We start from the raw sequence: 13,940 nt of genomic DNA on the forward strand, positions 1-13,940 counted from the left end.
CGAGCGGTCGGTGACCGCTCGCCCCTCTCCCGTACACCCGACGGTCAGTCGCCGTCCGGGTCGGCGCGCTCCAGGGCCGGCCGACGCGGGGCCACCGACTCCGTCAGCAGGTAGTCGGCCGCGGCCGTGTCCGTGACCAGGCTGGTGACCAGGCCGGACCGCAGCACCGCGCCGATCGCGGCGGCCTTGCGCTGCCCGCCCGCGATCGCCACCACCTCGGGAATCCGGCGCAGCCGGTCCGCCTCGACGGTGATGCACCGCTCGCCGAGGTCCCGGCCGACCCGGCGGCCCTCCGCGTCGAACAGGTGGGCCGACATCTCCGCGGCGACGCCGAGCGAGGCGTAGTGCCGGCGCTCCTCGTCGGAGAGCATGTCGTGCACGGTCGAGATCCCCGGCTCCCAGGAGCCGATGGAGACGGCGGCGACCGTCACCTTGTCGAAGTACTCGAAGGCGCGGGCGATCCCCGTCTGGTGGCGCAGCGCGGCGGCCGTCGCCGGGTCCGGCAGCAGCATCGGCGCGTAGATCGGGTGGGCCTCCCCGCCGGAGACCTGGGCGGCCCGGCGCACGGCCTCCACCGAACCGCGCTCGGCGGTGCCCGCGTCGTACACCCCGGTGAGCTGCACGACCGTGCACGGGGGCAGCCGGTCGAGGGCGGCGGCCATGTGGATGGTGGAGCGGCCCCAGGCGAGCCCGAGCACATCGCCCTCGGTCACCAGTTCGCCGAGCAGGTCGGCCGCGACCTCGCCGAGGTTCTCCGGGTCCGCCGCGTCGTCCTGCTCCTCCGCCGGGGACTCGACGACGACCGCGTGGCGCAGGCCGTAGCGGGCGCGGAGCGCGTCGGAACGCTCGGCGTCCAGCTCCGCCGGGACCCGGATCTCGATCCGTACGAGGTCACGCTCCAGGGCGGTCTCCAGGACCCGGGCCACCTTGAAACGACTGACGCCGAACTCCTCGGCGATCTGGATCTTGGACTTGCCCTCGAGGTAGAAGCGGCGGGCCATGGCCGCCGCCTGCACCAGCTCCGCGGGCCCCATCCGCAGGGCGGACCGGCCCGCCGACATTGCAGACACCGCGTTCTCCTCACTGCTGTTCACGCTCTTGATACGCCGTTCATCCTGTCAGATACGGCGACCCCTGACCGGCCCCGTCGGACCCCGTTCATCTGCCCTTGGCCCGGACGACCCCCGCTCGCACGCGCCCGTGCCGTCGCGGCCTCAGTGCGCGCAGGCCCAGCCGGCCGAGCCGATGGCCCCGTCGGCCCTGGCGCGCAGGGCACGCACCGCGGCGGCCGGGTCCTCGGCGCCGTACACGGCGGAGCCCGCGACGAAGACGTCGGCGCCCGCCTCGGCGCACCGCTCGATGGTGGATTCGGAGACCCCGCCGTCGACCTGGAGCCACAGGTCGAGGCCGTGCTTGGAGATCAGCTCACGGGTGCGGCGGATCTTCGGCAGCATGATGTCCAGGAACGCCTGGCCGCCGAAGCCCGGCTCCACCGTCATGATCAGCAGCATGTCGAGCTCGGGGAGCAGGTCCTCGTACGGCTCGATGGGCGTCGCCGGCTTGAGCGCCATGGACGCGCGGGCCCCCTTGGCGCGGATCTCCCGGGCCAGCCGTACGGGGGCCGCCGCGGCCTCGGCGTGGAACGTGACCGACCCGGCCCCCGCCTCGACGTAACTCGGCGCCCAGCGGTCCGCGTCCTCGATCATCAGATGGCAGTCCAGCGGCGTGTCCGTGGCCCTGCTGAGCGATTCCACGATCGGAACGCCGAGGGTCAGATTGGGCACGAAGTGGTTGTCCATGACATCGACATGGAGCCAGTCGGCGCCTTCGACGGCCTTCGCCTCCTCGGCGAGGCGCGCGAAGTCGGCGGAGAGAATACTCGGGTTGATCTGGGCCATGGGCCAAGCCTGCCATGTTCTGCGTCACTTCCCCGCCTCGGTGCGCTCCAAAGCCTCACGGGATCATTACGGTTCGCGCGATCCCGGCGTTTCGCCGCGGTGCGGGAGCCTGCGATCAGCCGGTACGGCGGAGCAGGGCGAGGTACATGGCGTCGGTGCCGTGCAGATGCGGCCAGAGCTGGACGTCGGGTCCGTCGCCCAGGGCGGGGACCCCGGGCATCAGCGGGCGGGCGTCGACCCACTCGGCCTCGACGGGCGCCCCGCCGCGTCCTTTGAGGACGTCCTCCACCACGACCCGGGTCTCCGCGAGGTGCGGCGAGCAGGTCGCGTACCCGACGACACCGCCGACGCGTACGGCCTTCAGCGCCTCGCGCAGCAGGCCGCGCTGGAGGGGCGCGAAGCCCTCCAGGTCCTCCTTGCGGCGGCGCCAGCGGGCCTCGGGACGGCGGCGCAGCGCACCGAGACCGGAGCAGGGCACGTCCATGAGGACGCGGTCGAAGGCGCCGGGCTGCCACGGCGGGCGGGTGCCGTCGGCGGTGACCACCTGGTACGGACCGGGGTTGCCTGCCAGCGCGCGTTCCACGAGGCGGGCGCGGTGCGGCTGCTTCTCGGCGGCGAGCAGGGCGGCGCCGCGGCCGGCGGCGAGGGCGGCGAGCAGGGCGGCCTTCCCGCCTGGGCCCGCGCAGCCGTCCAGCCAGCGGGTGTCGCCGCCCTCCAGCGGGGCGTTGGCGAGAGCCGCCGCGACGAGCTGGCTGCCTTCGTCCTGGACCCCGGCGCGGCCCTCGCGCACGGCGGTCAGGGCGCCGGGCTCGCCGCCCTCGGTCATCCGCACGGCGTAGGGCGACCAGCGGCCGGGCAGGGCGTTCTCCTCACCGAGTTCACCGACGAGTTCGTCGGTGGTGGAGCGGCCGGGGCGGGCGACGAGGGTGACCTCGGGCCGCTCGTTGTCCGCTTCGAGCAGGTCCTCGATGCCGGCGCGGCCCCCGCCGAGCGCGTCCCAGAGGGCCGAGACGACCCAGCGCGGGTGTGAGTGGACGACCGCGAGGTGGTCCTCGGCGTCGTCCTCGTAGGAGGGGGCCACCTTCGCCACCCAGCCGTCGAGATCGTCGGCGGACACCTTGCGCAGCACGGCGTTGACGAACTTGGCGCGCCCCTCGCCCAGCACCACCCGGGCCAGTTCCACGCTCGCGGAGACCGCCGCGTGGGTCGGGATACGGGTGCCGAGCAGCTGGTGCACGCCCAGGTTCAGGACGTCCAGGACCGGCGGGTCGACCTCGCGCAGCGGCCGGTCGATGCAGGCGGCGACGATCGCGTCGTAGGTGCCCTGGCGGCGCAGCGTCCCGTAGACCAGCTCGGTCGCCAGGGCCGCGTCCCGGTGGTCGAAGTCGCCCTTGGCGCGGGCCTTCTTCAGCAGCGGCGGCAGGACGAGGTTCGCGTACGCGTCGCGCTCGTCGACGGCCCGCAGGACCTCGAAGGCGAGGAAGCGGACCGGGTCCTTCCTGGGGCGGCGGTGCGGCTTGGCGGGACGGCGACTCGGCTGGTCGTTCACGTGAAAGGTGCTCCGCTGGAGGTGAGAGGACGAACCCTCCCAGCCTACGTCCCCGTCCCGGGGGCCTCAGTTCCCGACCAGCTCGCCGGGGACGATACGGACGCCGCGAGCCCAGTCCGCGGCGCGCATCGGCTTCTTGCCCTGCGGCTGCACCCAGAGCAGCTCGACCGCGTGCGACCCGGTGCCCACGAACACGTTGTTCTTGCCCACCGACAGCTCACCGGGCGCGAGCTCGGACCGGTCCACGGCGGGGGTGACCTGGACCAGCTTCAGGCGCTCGCCCCGGAACAGGGTCCAGGCGCCGGGGGCGGGGGTGCAGGCGCGGACGACGCGGTCGACGCGCAGGGCGGGCGCGGACCACTGGACCTGGGCGTCCTCGACGGTGAGCTTGGGGGCGAGGGTGACCCCGTCGGCGGGCTGCGGCACGGCGTGCAGGGTGCCGTCCTCGATGCCGTCCATGGTCGCGGCGAGCAGCCCCGCACCGGCGAAGGCCAGCCGGGTCAGCAGATCGCCGCTGGTGTCGGCCGGGCGGACCTCCTCGGTGAGGACGCCGTAGACCGGCCCGGAGTCGAGCCCCTCCTCGATGAGGAAGGTGGAGGCTCCCGTCACCTCGTCGCCGGCCATGACCGCATGCTGCACCGGGGCCGCGCCGCGCCAGGCGGGCAGCAGCGAGAAGTGCAGGTTGACCCAGCCGCGGGCCGGGACGTCGAGCGCCGCCTTGGGCAGCAGCGCGCCGTAGGCGACGACGGGGCAGCAGTCCGGCGCGATCTCCCGCAGCCGCGCGAGGAAGTCCTCGTCCCGGGGCCTGGCGGGCTTCAGCACCTCGATCCCGGCCTCCTCGGCACGCTGGGCGACCGGGCTGGCCACCAGCCTCCGGCCACGCCCGGCGGGCGCGTCGGGCCTGGTCACGACGGCGGCCACCTCATGGCGGCCGGAGGCGATCAGGGCGTCCAGGGCGGGAACGGCTACCTCGGGGGTGCCGGCGAAGACGAGCTTCATGGGTGGCTGACTGCCTCTCAGGCCGGACTCTCAGGCCGAAACGTTACGGTGACGAGCGACGCACAAGTCTATGGGGCCGGGAGCCGGGGGGCGTACGCGCAGTTGCGCGCCCCTCGCATGTGCTCATACGCCCCCCGAGCGTGACCAGATCCCCGGGTGCGGCGTTGGTCAAGAGAGATTGACCGAAGCGAGCCGCCCTGGTGCGGCCCGATCCCTTTCAACGCCGGTTCGAGAGGCTTCTTCATGGCCGACCACGCAACCCACGACGCCCAAGCGCGGGCCAGCCTGCATCTCCTGGTGCGGGACATCGAGCGGGTCCGGCGGCAGGTGGACGCACTGCGCACGCTCACCGCCCAACTGGGCAACGTCTACCGTCCGCGCCGCTCCGGCCCGTCCGCGGGCTTCGTCGTCTACGGCAGGGCCCCGGCCCCCACGGTCAGACTGGCCCAGGAACTGCGGGACAGCGTCGAGACCCTGGTCACGGCGGCCGTGGACTTCGACCGTTCGCTGGGCTTCTCCTGGGACGCGGTGGGCTCCGCGCTCGGGGTCACCAAGCAGGCCGTGCACCGTCGTTACGGGGCCCGGCGGGCCACCCCGCAGCCGACGGCGGCCGAGGCCGCCACGGAGGTCGTGCCCCAACGTGGACCCGCCGTACCGGCCGCCCGCTCCCCCCAGCCCCCGACGGACCGCCCCAACCCTTTCCCGGGCCCCCGCAACGGCTGAGGTACGGGTGAGTGGGCCGCCCCGCGCCTCATACGCCGGGGCGGGCCACACCCGCACCCGGCACACGCGCCCGCACCGCATCCGGCCCGTCCGGCGCTTGAGGACAGAACGCCACGCGGGACGCACCCGCGCCCGGTGACGCCCTCAGCCGATGTCCACCGGGTCCACCCGCACCCGCACCGCTCCCCCGCCCCCCGGCGTGCCCCGCGCCAAGCGCGCAGCCTTCAACGCGGCCGCCAGCGCCGCCCCGCTCCCCGGCGGCACCCGGACCAGCGCCCGCTCCCAGGTCTCCCCCGCCGGCGCCTCGAAGGGCCGGCGCGGCCGCCCCGGCTCAGCCGCCGGCACCGGGACCGGACCCAGCACCTCCGCGTCCGCCGGCAACCGCGCCGCCGCCAGGAACCCGGCCAGCGCCTCCGGTGCCCCCGTCACCGACGCCATCCGGGACACCGGCGGAAAGCCCAGCTCGGCCCGCTCCGCCAGCTCCCGCCGGGCGTGCCCGACCGGGTCCCAGCGGACCAGGGCCTGCACCGGCCGCAGCGTCGGCTCGGCGACGACGACCACCGTGCCGCCGTCGGGCCGCCCCCGGACCAGCGCGGCGGCAGACGTCCAGCGGCGCAGCGCCTCCTCGCCGGCGCGCAGGTCGGGCCGGCCGACCATCGCCCAGCCGTCCAGCAGCAGCGCCGCCGCGTACCCCCCCTCGGCGACCGGTTCGGCGCCCGGGGTGCTGACGACGAGCGCGGGCTGGTCCGGCACCGCGTCCAGCACATGGTCGCGCCCGGACGTCCGCACCGGCACGGCCGGGAACGCCCGGCCCAGCTCCTCCGCCGTGCGCCGGGCGCCGACGATCCGGGCGCGCAGCCGCCGGCCGCCGCAGGCCACGCAGTGCCAGGAGGTCTCGGCCCGTCCGCACCAGGCGCAGTTCAGGTCCTGCTGGTCGGGTGCCTCCAGCGACCCCGCGCACTGCCGGCACCGGGCGGGTTCCCGGCAGTGCTCGCAGGCGAGCCGGGGGGCGTAGCCCCGGCGGGGCACCTGGACCAGCACCGGACCGGTGCGCAGCCCGTCCCGGACGGTCTGCCAGGCGAGGCTGGGCAGCCGGGCGGCCCGGGCCGCCCCGTCCCGTGCGAGCTCGCCGTCGCCCACGGTGCGGATGACGGGCGCCGCGGCCCTCAGCTGCTCCCGGCCGGCGCGCAGCGGCAGCGCCCAGCCGCTCTCGACGAGCTGTGCGGCCTCCACGGTGCAGCTGAGGGAGCCGAGCAGGAAGGCGCACCGGTCGTGCGTGGCCCGCAGCTCCAGGACCTCGCGGACGTGGGGGAAGGGGGCGTGGTCGTCGCTGTGGCTGGAGTCGCCGTCGTCCCAGACGACGACGAGCCCGAGGTCGGTGACGGGGGCGAACATCGCGGCCCTGGTCCCCACCACCGCCCGGACGGACCCGCGCCGCACTGCGAGCCATTCCCGGTAGCGCCTGCCGGGTCCGGAGCCGGCGGTGAGCAGCGCGTGCCGGCCCGGGCCGAGCAGGGCGGTGAGCGCGGCATCGACCCGGGCGGCGGCCCGTCCGTCGGGGACGACGACGAGGGCTCCGCGTCCGGAGGACAGGGTCGCGGCGACGGCCGTGGCGATCTCGGCCGGCCAGTGCGGGCCGGGCAGCGCGGTCCACACGGCCCTGGGGGCTCCTCCGGTGGCCAGCGCGGACAGGAACGCCGGTCCCTGCTCGTACCGTTCCCAGCTGCCGGGAGCGGGCCGCTCGGGGGCGGGCAGGGGCGCGGGGGACGGCTTGGACTCGGCCTGGGCGTTCCTCGGGGGGACGGCGAGCTGGAGGACGTCGGCGAGGCTGCCCGCGTACCGGTCGGCGACGGCGCGGGCGAGGGCGAGGAGGTCCGGGCCGAGGACCGGCTCCGGGGAGACGACGGAGGCGAGCGCGGCGAGCGCCCCGTTGTAGTCGGACTCGGCCAGCCGCTCGACGAGGAAGCCGTCGACGAGCCCGCCGCCCTCGCGCCGGCCGCCGCGCACGTTGCGGCCCCCGGCCCCGAACCGGACCCGTACCCGCACCCCGGGCTGTGCGTCGGCGTCCAGCTCCTCGGGGACGGCGTAGTCGAAGTACTGGTCGAGGTGGAGCGCCCCCTTGTTGACGAGGACGCGGGCGACGGGCAGTTCCCTGGCGAGGGCGGCCCCGCGCCAGGTGCGCGGCTTGGCTCGCGGCACGTCGGCCCGGCGCACGGTCTCCCGGATCAGCGCAAGCTGTTCCGGCGCCCCGGACCGGTCGGGTCGCTCGTTCTCGCTGCTCACAGCTCCATCCCTACCAGACGCCTCGGACAACGGCGCCCGCCCTTCCCTCGTCTCCCGGGCCGCGAAACGCCGGAGCCCGGACACCGTGACGGCGTCCGGGCTCCGGCGGAAAACGGTCTGGGCCGTCCCTTACAGGCCGGCGGCGGCGCGCAGCGCGTCCACCCGGTCGGTGCGCTCCCACGTGAAGTCGGGCAGCTCGCGGCCGAAGTGACCGTACGCGGCGGTCTGGGCGTAGATCGGGCGCAGCAGGTCGAGGTCGCGGATGATCGCGGCCGGGCGCAGGTCGAAGACCTCGCCGATGGCGTGCTCGATCTTCTCGGTGTCGACCGCGGCGGTGCCGAAGGTCTCCACGAAGAGACCCACCGGCTCGGCCTTGCCGATCGCGTACGCGACCTGGACCTCGCAGCGGGCCGCGAGGCCGGCGGCGACGACGTTCTTGGCGACCCAGCGCATGGCGTAGGCGGCCGAGCGGTCCACCTTCGAGGGGTCCTTGCCGGAGAAGGCGCCGCCACCGTGACGGGCCATGCCGCCGTAGGTGTCGATGATGATCTTGCGGCCGGTGAGGCCGGCGTCGCCCATCGGGCCGCCGATCTCGAAGCGGCCGGTCGGGTTGACCAGGAGGCGGTAACCCTCGGTGTCGAGCTTGATGCCGTCCTCGATGAGCTGCGACAGGACGTGCTCGACGACGAACTCGCGGATGTCGGGTGCGAGCAGCGAGTCGAGGTCGATGTCGCTGGCGTGCTGCGAGGAGATGACGACCGTGTCGAGCCGGACGGCCTTGTCGCCGTCGTACTCGATGGTGACCTGGGTCTTGCCGTCGGGGCGCAGGTACGGGATGGTCCCGTTCTTGCGGACCTCGGACAGCCGGCGCGAGAGCCGGTGCGCGAGGAAGATCGGCAGCGGCATCAGCTCGGGGGTCTCGTCGCAGGCGTAGCCGAACATCAGGCCCTGGTCACCGGCGCCCTGCTTGTCGAGCTCGTCCTCGTCCCCCTCGACCCGCTTCTCGTACGCGGTGTCGACGCCCTGCGCGATGTCCGGGGACTGCGCACCGATGGACACCGAGACGCCGCAGGAGGCGCCGTCGAAGCCCTTCTTCGAGGAGTCGTAGCCGATCTCCAGGACCTTGTTGCGGACCAGCGTCGGAATGTCGGCGTAGGCCTTGGTCGTAACCTCACCCGCGACATGCACCAGACCGGTGGTGATCAGGGTCTCGACGGCGACGCGGGAGGACGGGTCCTCGCGCAGGAGCGCGTCGAGAATGGTGTCGCTGATCTGGTCGGCGATCTTGTCGGGGTGGCCCTCGGTCACGGACTCCGAGGTGAAGAGACGGCGGGACACATCGCTCCCTGGGGTTGCAGCGGCTGCTGGCTGATCATTGGCCGGACGGTCCGGGAGCTGCGCCCGGCACGGTCCAGGAGCAGTTTATCGGTCGGGCCCGGCCGCCGGACAACGTGTCTCGCCCTTTGGCCCTCCTGTGACGCGTTCCACCAGGCCCGAAACGCCCCGGAAACCCGCTGCCGGTACGGGCCCGGGCCGTTTCGCACGGATCCTGACCGCCCCGGCGTGTCCCCGGAAATTCATCCGAGGCGGGCCGAAACGAGGTCCCAGACCGTGTCGGCGAGCGCCTCCTTGGGCCCGTGGGGCACCGGCGTCTCCGTTCCGTCGGCGGCGAGCACCACGGCCTCGTTCTCCTCCGAGCCGAAGGTCTTTCGCTCCCCCACCTCGTTGACCACCAACAGGTCGCAGCCCTTGCGGCGCAGCTTCTCGCGGCCGTTGGCCAGTACGTCGTCGGTCTCGGCGGCGAATCCGACGACGATCTGCCCGGGCGTGGCGCGTTCGGCGGAGACCTCGGCGAGGATGTCCGGATTGCGGACGAGGACGAGGGGGGCGGGCTCCTGGCCGTCCTTCTTCTTGATCTTGCCGGTGACGTACTGGGCGGGCCGGAAGTCGGCGACCGCGGCCGCCATGACCACGACATCGGCGTCCCGGGCCGCCTTCAGCACGGCCTCGCGCAGCTGCGTCGCCGTGCCGGTGTGCACGACATCGGCGCCGGAGGGGTCGGGCAGTCCGGTGTTGGCCTCGACGAGGGTGACCCGGGCGCCGCGGGCGACGGCGGTGCGGGCGAGTGCGTAGCCCTGCTTGCCGGAGGAGCGGTTGCCGAGGTAGCGGACGGGGTCGAGGGGTTCCCTCGTACCGCCGGCGCTGATCACCACGTGCCGGCCCGCCAGGTCGGGGGCGGCGGTGCCGCGGGCGAGGACCCGGCGGCAGACCTCGAAGATCTCGCCCGGGTCGGGGAGCCGGCCCTTGCCGGTGTCGACGCCGGTGAGACGGCCGACGGCGGGCTCGATGACGACGGCGCCCCGGCGGCGCAGGGTCGCGACGTTCTCCTGGGTGGCGGGGTGCTCCCACATCTCGGTGTGCATGGCCGGTGCGAAGACGACCGGGCAGCGGGCGGTGAGCAGGGTGTTGGTGAGCAGGTCGTCGGCGAGGCCGTGGGCGGCCTTGGCCAGCATGTCGGCGGTGGCCGGGGCGACGACGACGAGGTCGGCGTGCTGCCCGATCCGTACGTGGGGCACCTCGTGGACGTCGTTCCAGACCTCGGTGGAGACCGGGTGGCCGGAGAGCGCCGACCAGGTGGCCGCGCCGACGAAGTGCAGGGCGGACGCGGTGGGGACGACCCGTACGTCGTGGCCGGACTCGGTCAGCCGGCGCAGCAGCTCGCACGCCTTGTACGCGGCGATGCCGCCGCTGACCCCCAGAACGACCTTCGGCTTGTCCACTGCGTCTCCCCGCACTCGGTCACGCACCCTGCGTACGTACGTCTCCATGCTGCCTCACGGCTGCGGGCGTCGGTCGGGCGGCCCGGACACACCTCGGGCCCGGCGGGGATGCCGCCGGGCCCGGGATGAAGGTGCGTCGTCGCTGCTTACTGCGCGGGGCCCTCGATGGCCTCGGACGTGAGCAGGCCCGCGTTGATCTCGCGGAGCGCGATCGAGAGCGGCTTCTCGTGCACGTGGGTGTCGACGAGCGGACCGACGTACTCGAGGAGGCCCTCACCGAGCTGCGAGTAGTACGCGTTGATCTGGCGCGCGCGCTTGGCGGCGTAGATCACGAGGCTGTACTTCGAGTCGGTTGCTTCGAGGAGCTCATCAATCGGCGGGTTGATGATGCCCTCGGGCGTGGTGATGGAAGAGGACACGCTCTGCCTTCCGAAGGGGATGAAGATCAAAGAAATCTTTGACAGTCAGGGGCTCTGTTACCGGAGCCGCCGTTGCCGGTGGGTCACTCGCCGCCGGCGCGGTGGCCGGAAGCCTCCAGCATCAAGGCTAGCAGCTCACGTGCCACGTCCTCGACGGAGGTGTTGACGAGCGTCGTATCGAACTCCGCCTCGGCGGCCAGTTCGACCTTGGCGGCGCCGAGCCGGCGTTCGATCACCTCCGGCGCCTCGGTCCCCCGGCCGGTGAGCCGGCGCACCAGCTCCTCCCAGCTCGGCGGGGCGAGGAAGACCAGCTGGGCGTCGGCCATCGACTGGCGGACCAGCCGGGCCCCCTGGAGGTCGATCTCCAGGAGCACCGGCTCCCCCGCCTCCAGCCGCTCCTGCACGGCGCGGCGCGGAGTGCCGTAGCGGTTGCCGGCGAACTCGGCCCACTCCAGCAGCTCGCCGTTGGCGATGAGCTTGTCGAACTCCTCGTCGTCCACGAAGAAGTAGTGGACGCCGTTGCGTTCGCCCGGGCGGGGCTTGCGGGTCGTCGCCGACACCGAGAGCCACACCTCGGGGTGGACCTTGCGCATATGCGCGACGACCGTGCTCTTGCCGACCCCCGAGGGGCCGGAGAGCACGGTCAGCCGCGGACGTACGTCCGGGGGTACGGGGGACGTCCCCCGGGATGTTGCAGCCATGAAGCGATTATCCAGGTTCTCAGGGGTGCCTGAGAACGTCAGGCGGCACTGCCGCCGAACTCACGCTCCAGGGATGCGATCTGGTTGGAGCCAAGACCCCGCACGCGACGGCTCTCGGAGATGCCGAGCCGCTCCATGATCTGCTTGGCACGGACCTTGCCCACGCCGGGCAGGGACTCCAGCAGGGCGGAGACCTTCATCTTGCCGATGACGTCGTTCTCCTGGCCCGACTTGATGACCTCGTGGAGGGAGGCGCCGGAGTGCTTGAGTCGATTCTTGACCTCGGCCCGCTCCCGGCGAGCCGCGGCGGCCTTTTCGAGCGCGGCTGCGCGCTGTTCAGGGGTAAGGGGCGGAAGAGCCACGCCTACGTCACCTCGGATGTCGATCTGTCGGATACGGACCGGTGAGGCGGCGGGATCGCCCCTCACCTGCTGAGCCGCGAACATCCCGTGCTCGTCGGCTCTCGACGGAGACTAGCGGCCAAGGCCGCCGGAGTCAGCGAGAACAGACGAAAAGTCCTGGTCAGCCTCTGCCGACCAGGACTTTTCCGACATAACGACCTACTTTTTTTGGTCAGACTTCCGTCAACGCACGGTGAACACGCCGCGTCACCGGTCCGACACGGCCGCGCGGACCTCGTCCGCGAACCGTTCCGCGGCCCCGCGCAGCCCCGGTACGTCCGGCCCGTGACGCAGCACGCCCCGGCTGACGCTGGGCACCACATTACGCACCGCGGCGCCGAAGACGCCCGGCAGGTCCGCCGGGGTCGCCCCCTGCGCGCCGATGCCCGGGGCGAGCAGCGGACCGTTGATCGCGAGGTCCACGCCCGCGTCGCCGAGCGTGGCCCCGACGACCGCGCCGACCGAGCCGAGCGGGGCGGCGCCCGCGTTCTCGGCGGCCATGTGGTCGAGCATCAGCTGCGCCAGCGGCCGGCCGTCGGCGGCCGTGGCGCGCTGCACCTCGGCGCCCTCCGGGTTGGAGGTCAGCGCGAGGACGAAGACGCCGGCGCCGGAGACCGCCGCCGCGTCGAGCGCGGGCCGCAGCGAGCCGAAGCCGAGGTACGGCGAGACCGTGACCGCGTCCGAGAACAGCGGCGAGTCCTTGTCCAGGTAGGTTGCCGCGTAGGCGCCCATGGTGGAGCCGATGTCGCCGCGCTTGGCGTCCATCAGGACCAGGGCGCCGGCCGCGCGCGCCTCCTCGACGGCCTTCTCCAGGACGGCGATGCCGCGCGAGCCGAACCGCTCGAAGAACGCGGACTGCGGCTTGAGCACGGCGACCCGGTCGGCCAGCGCCTCGACGACCGTACGGGTGAACCGCTCCAGGCCCGCGATGTCGTCGCTCAGCCCCCAGGCGGTGAGCAGCGAGGCGTGCGGGTCGATGCCGACGCAGAGCGGGCCTCGGGTGTCCATGGCGTGGCGCAGCCGGGCGCCGAAGGGTTCCAGGGTCATTTCACTGCCTTCCGGGTTTCCGCGCCGACGGCGTCGGCGAGCGTGGCGTACGGGGAGGCGGCCAGGCGCGCGGCCAGGCCCTTGTGGATGGCGCGGGCGTAGAACGGGCCCTCGTAGATGAAGGCGCTGTAGCCCTGGACGAGGGTGGCGCCGGCGAGGATGCGCTGCCAGGCGTCCTCGGCGTTCTCGATGCCGCCGACGCCCACCAGGGTGATCCGGTCCCCCACACGCCGGTAGAGGCGGCTCAGGACCTCCAGGGAGCGTTCCTTGAGGGGGGCGCCGGACAGGCCGCCGGTCTCCTTCACCAGGGCCGCCGGGGACTTCAGGCCCAGCCCGTCCCGGGCGATGGTGGTGTTGGTGGCGATGATGCCGTCCAGGCCCAGTTCGACGGCGAGGTCGGCGACGGCGTCGACGTCCTCGTCCGCGAGGTCCGGGGCGATCTTGACGAGCAGCGGGACACGGCGGTGGGTGACGGTCCGGTCGGCCGCCTCGCGCACGGCGGTGAGCAGCGGGCGCAGCGACTCGGTGGCCTGGAGGTTGCGCAGGCCGGGGGTGTTGGGCGAGGAGACGTTGACGACGAGGTAGTCGGCGTGGGCGGCGAGGCGCTCGGTGGACTTCACGTAGTCGGCGGCGGCGTCGGCCTCGGGGACGACCTTGGTCTTGCCGATGTTGACGCCGACGGTGGTGCGGAAGACCGGGTTGCGGGCGGCCAGCCGGGCGGCGACGGCGGCCGAGCCCTCGTTGTTGAAGCCCATGCGGTTGATGAGCGCCCGGTCCGCCACCAGGCGGAACAGCCGCTTCTTCGGGTTGCCCGGCTGCGGCTCGCCGGTCACGGTGCCGATCTCGACGTGGTCGAAGCCGAGCATCGCCATGCCGTCGATCGCGACGGCGTTCTTGTCGAAGCCTGCGGCGAGGCCGAAGGGGCCGTGCATCCGCAGGCCCAGGGCCTCGGTGCGCAGCTCCTTGTACCGGGGGGCGAGGGCGGCGGCCAGGAAGGTGCGCAGCACGGGGACGCGGGCGGCGAGGCGGATCCAGCGGAAGGCCAGGTGGTGGGCCTGCTCGGGGTCCATGCGCTTGAAGACCAGCTGGAAGAAGAACTTGTACATCACGGTGTCCTCATGAAGAGGGGGACACCGTTTC

13 protein-coding genes are annotated in these 13,940 nt (G+C 73.4%); 1 reads left to right on the forward strand and 12 read right to left on the reverse strand.

What is annotated here, in order from left to right:
• Positions 1-44 precede the first annotated feature (44 nt).
• The 4 genes from ABZ564_RS20945 to fmt all read right to left on the reverse strand — a co-directional run bounded on the left by ABZ564_RS20945 (position 45) and on the right by fmt (position 4,446).
• On the reverse strand, positions 45-1,061 hold the full coding sequence (locus ABZ564_RS20945; protein ID WP_360858591.1) for a sugar-binding domain-containing protein: 1,017 nt from the start codon (positions 1,059-1,061) through the stop codon (positions 45-47).
• A 153-nt stretch (positions 1,062-1,214) separates the two neighbouring features.
• Entirely contained in the window at positions 1,215-1,898 is a 684-nt protein-coding gene (gene rpe / locus ABZ564_RS20950) for a ribulose-phosphate 3-epimerase (RefSeq protein WP_360858415.1), read from the reverse strand.
• A gap of 115 nt (positions 1,899-2,013) precedes the next feature.
• Positions 2,014-3,447, reverse strand: coding sequence for a transcription antitermination factor NusB (locus ABZ564_RS20955; RefSeq protein WP_360858418.1), 1,434 nt, complete (start codon positions 3,445-3,447; stop codon positions 2,014-2,016).
• Between the two features lie 66 nt (positions 3,448-3,513).
• Positions 3,514-4,446: a methionyl-tRNA formyltransferase gene (gene fmt, locus ABZ564_RS20960; RefSeq protein ID WP_360858421.1), complete on the reverse strand. Its 933-nt coding sequence runs from the start codon at positions 4,444-4,446 to the stop codon at positions 3,514-3,516.
• Positions 4,447-4,689: 243 nt separating this feature from the next.
• Here fmt and ABZ564_RS20965 point away from each other — a divergent pair, with 243 nt between their 5' ends.
• Positions 4,690-5,169 (forward strand): hypothetical protein, encoded by a 480-nt coding sequence (locus ABZ564_RS20965; RefSeq protein ID WP_360858427.1) that lies wholly within the window; start codon positions 4,690-4,692, stop codon positions 5,167-5,169.
• 144 nt (positions 5,170-5,313) lie between these two features.
• On the opposite strand, the gene ABZ564_RS20970 is transcribed toward ABZ564_RS20965, so the two are convergent.
• From ABZ564_RS20970 to ABZ564_RS21005, 8 genes are all read right to left on the reverse strand, one after another.
• Positions 5,314-7,452, reverse strand: coding sequence for a primosomal protein N' (locus ABZ564_RS20970; protein ID WP_360858430.1), 2,139 nt, complete (start codon positions 7,450-7,452; stop codon positions 5,314-5,316).
• Between the two features lie 129 nt (positions 7,453-7,581).
• The gene (gene metK / locus ABZ564_RS20975) at positions 7,582-8,790 is read right to left on the reverse strand and encodes a methionine adenosyltransferase (RefSeq protein WP_360858433.1); all 1,209 of its coding nucleotides are present in this window, start codon (positions 8,788-8,790) and stop codon (positions 7,582-7,584) included.
• A gap of 239 nt (positions 8,791-9,029) precedes the next feature.
• A complete protein-coding gene (coaBC, locus tag ABZ564_RS20980) occupies positions 9,030-10,232 on the reverse strand; it encodes a bifunctional phosphopantothenoylcysteine decarboxylase/phosphopantothenate--cysteine ligase CoaBC (RefSeq protein ID WP_360858436.1) in 1,203 nt (400 codons plus the stop codon).
• 146 nt (positions 10,233-10,378) lie between these two features.
• Positions 10,379-10,651: a DNA-directed RNA polymerase subunit omega gene (rpoZ, locus tag ABZ564_RS20985; protein WP_003970369.1), complete on the reverse strand. Its 273-nt coding sequence runs from the start codon at positions 10,649-10,651 to the stop codon at positions 10,379-10,381.
• A gap of 83 nt (positions 10,652-10,734) precedes the next feature.
• Positions 10,735-11,352, reverse strand: a complete 618-nt coding sequence (gene gmk, locus ABZ564_RS20990) for a guanylate kinase (RefSeq protein ID WP_360858439.1) — start codon at positions 11,350-11,352, stop codon at positions 10,735-10,737.
• Between the two features lie 38 nt (positions 11,353-11,390).
• Positions 11,391-11,714, reverse strand: a complete 324-nt coding sequence (locus ABZ564_RS20995) for an integration host factor (RefSeq protein WP_018524251.1) — start codon at positions 11,712-11,714, stop codon at positions 11,391-11,393.
• Positions 11,715-11,960: 246 nt separating this feature from the next.
• Positions 11,961-12,800 (reverse strand): orotidine-5'-phosphate decarboxylase, encoded by an 840-nt coding sequence (pyrF, locus tag ABZ564_RS21000; protein ID WP_360858442.1) that lies wholly within the window; start codon positions 12,798-12,800, stop codon positions 11,961-11,963.
• Positions 12,797-13,906, reverse strand: coding sequence for a quinone-dependent dihydroorotate dehydrogenase (locus tag ABZ564_RS21005; RefSeq protein ID WP_360858445.1), 1,110 nt, complete (start codon positions 13,904-13,906; stop codon positions 12,797-12,799). Before ABZ564_RS21005 ends, pyrF begins: the two co-directional genes overlap by 4 nt.
• Positions 13,907-13,940 lie beyond the last annotated feature (34 nt).

This window comes from Streptomyces sp. NPDC019224, from assembly GCF_040632605.1.
In the GTDB taxonomy this organism is placed as follows: domain Bacteria; phylum Actinomycetota; class Actinomycetes; order Streptomycetales; family Streptomycetaceae; genus Streptomyces.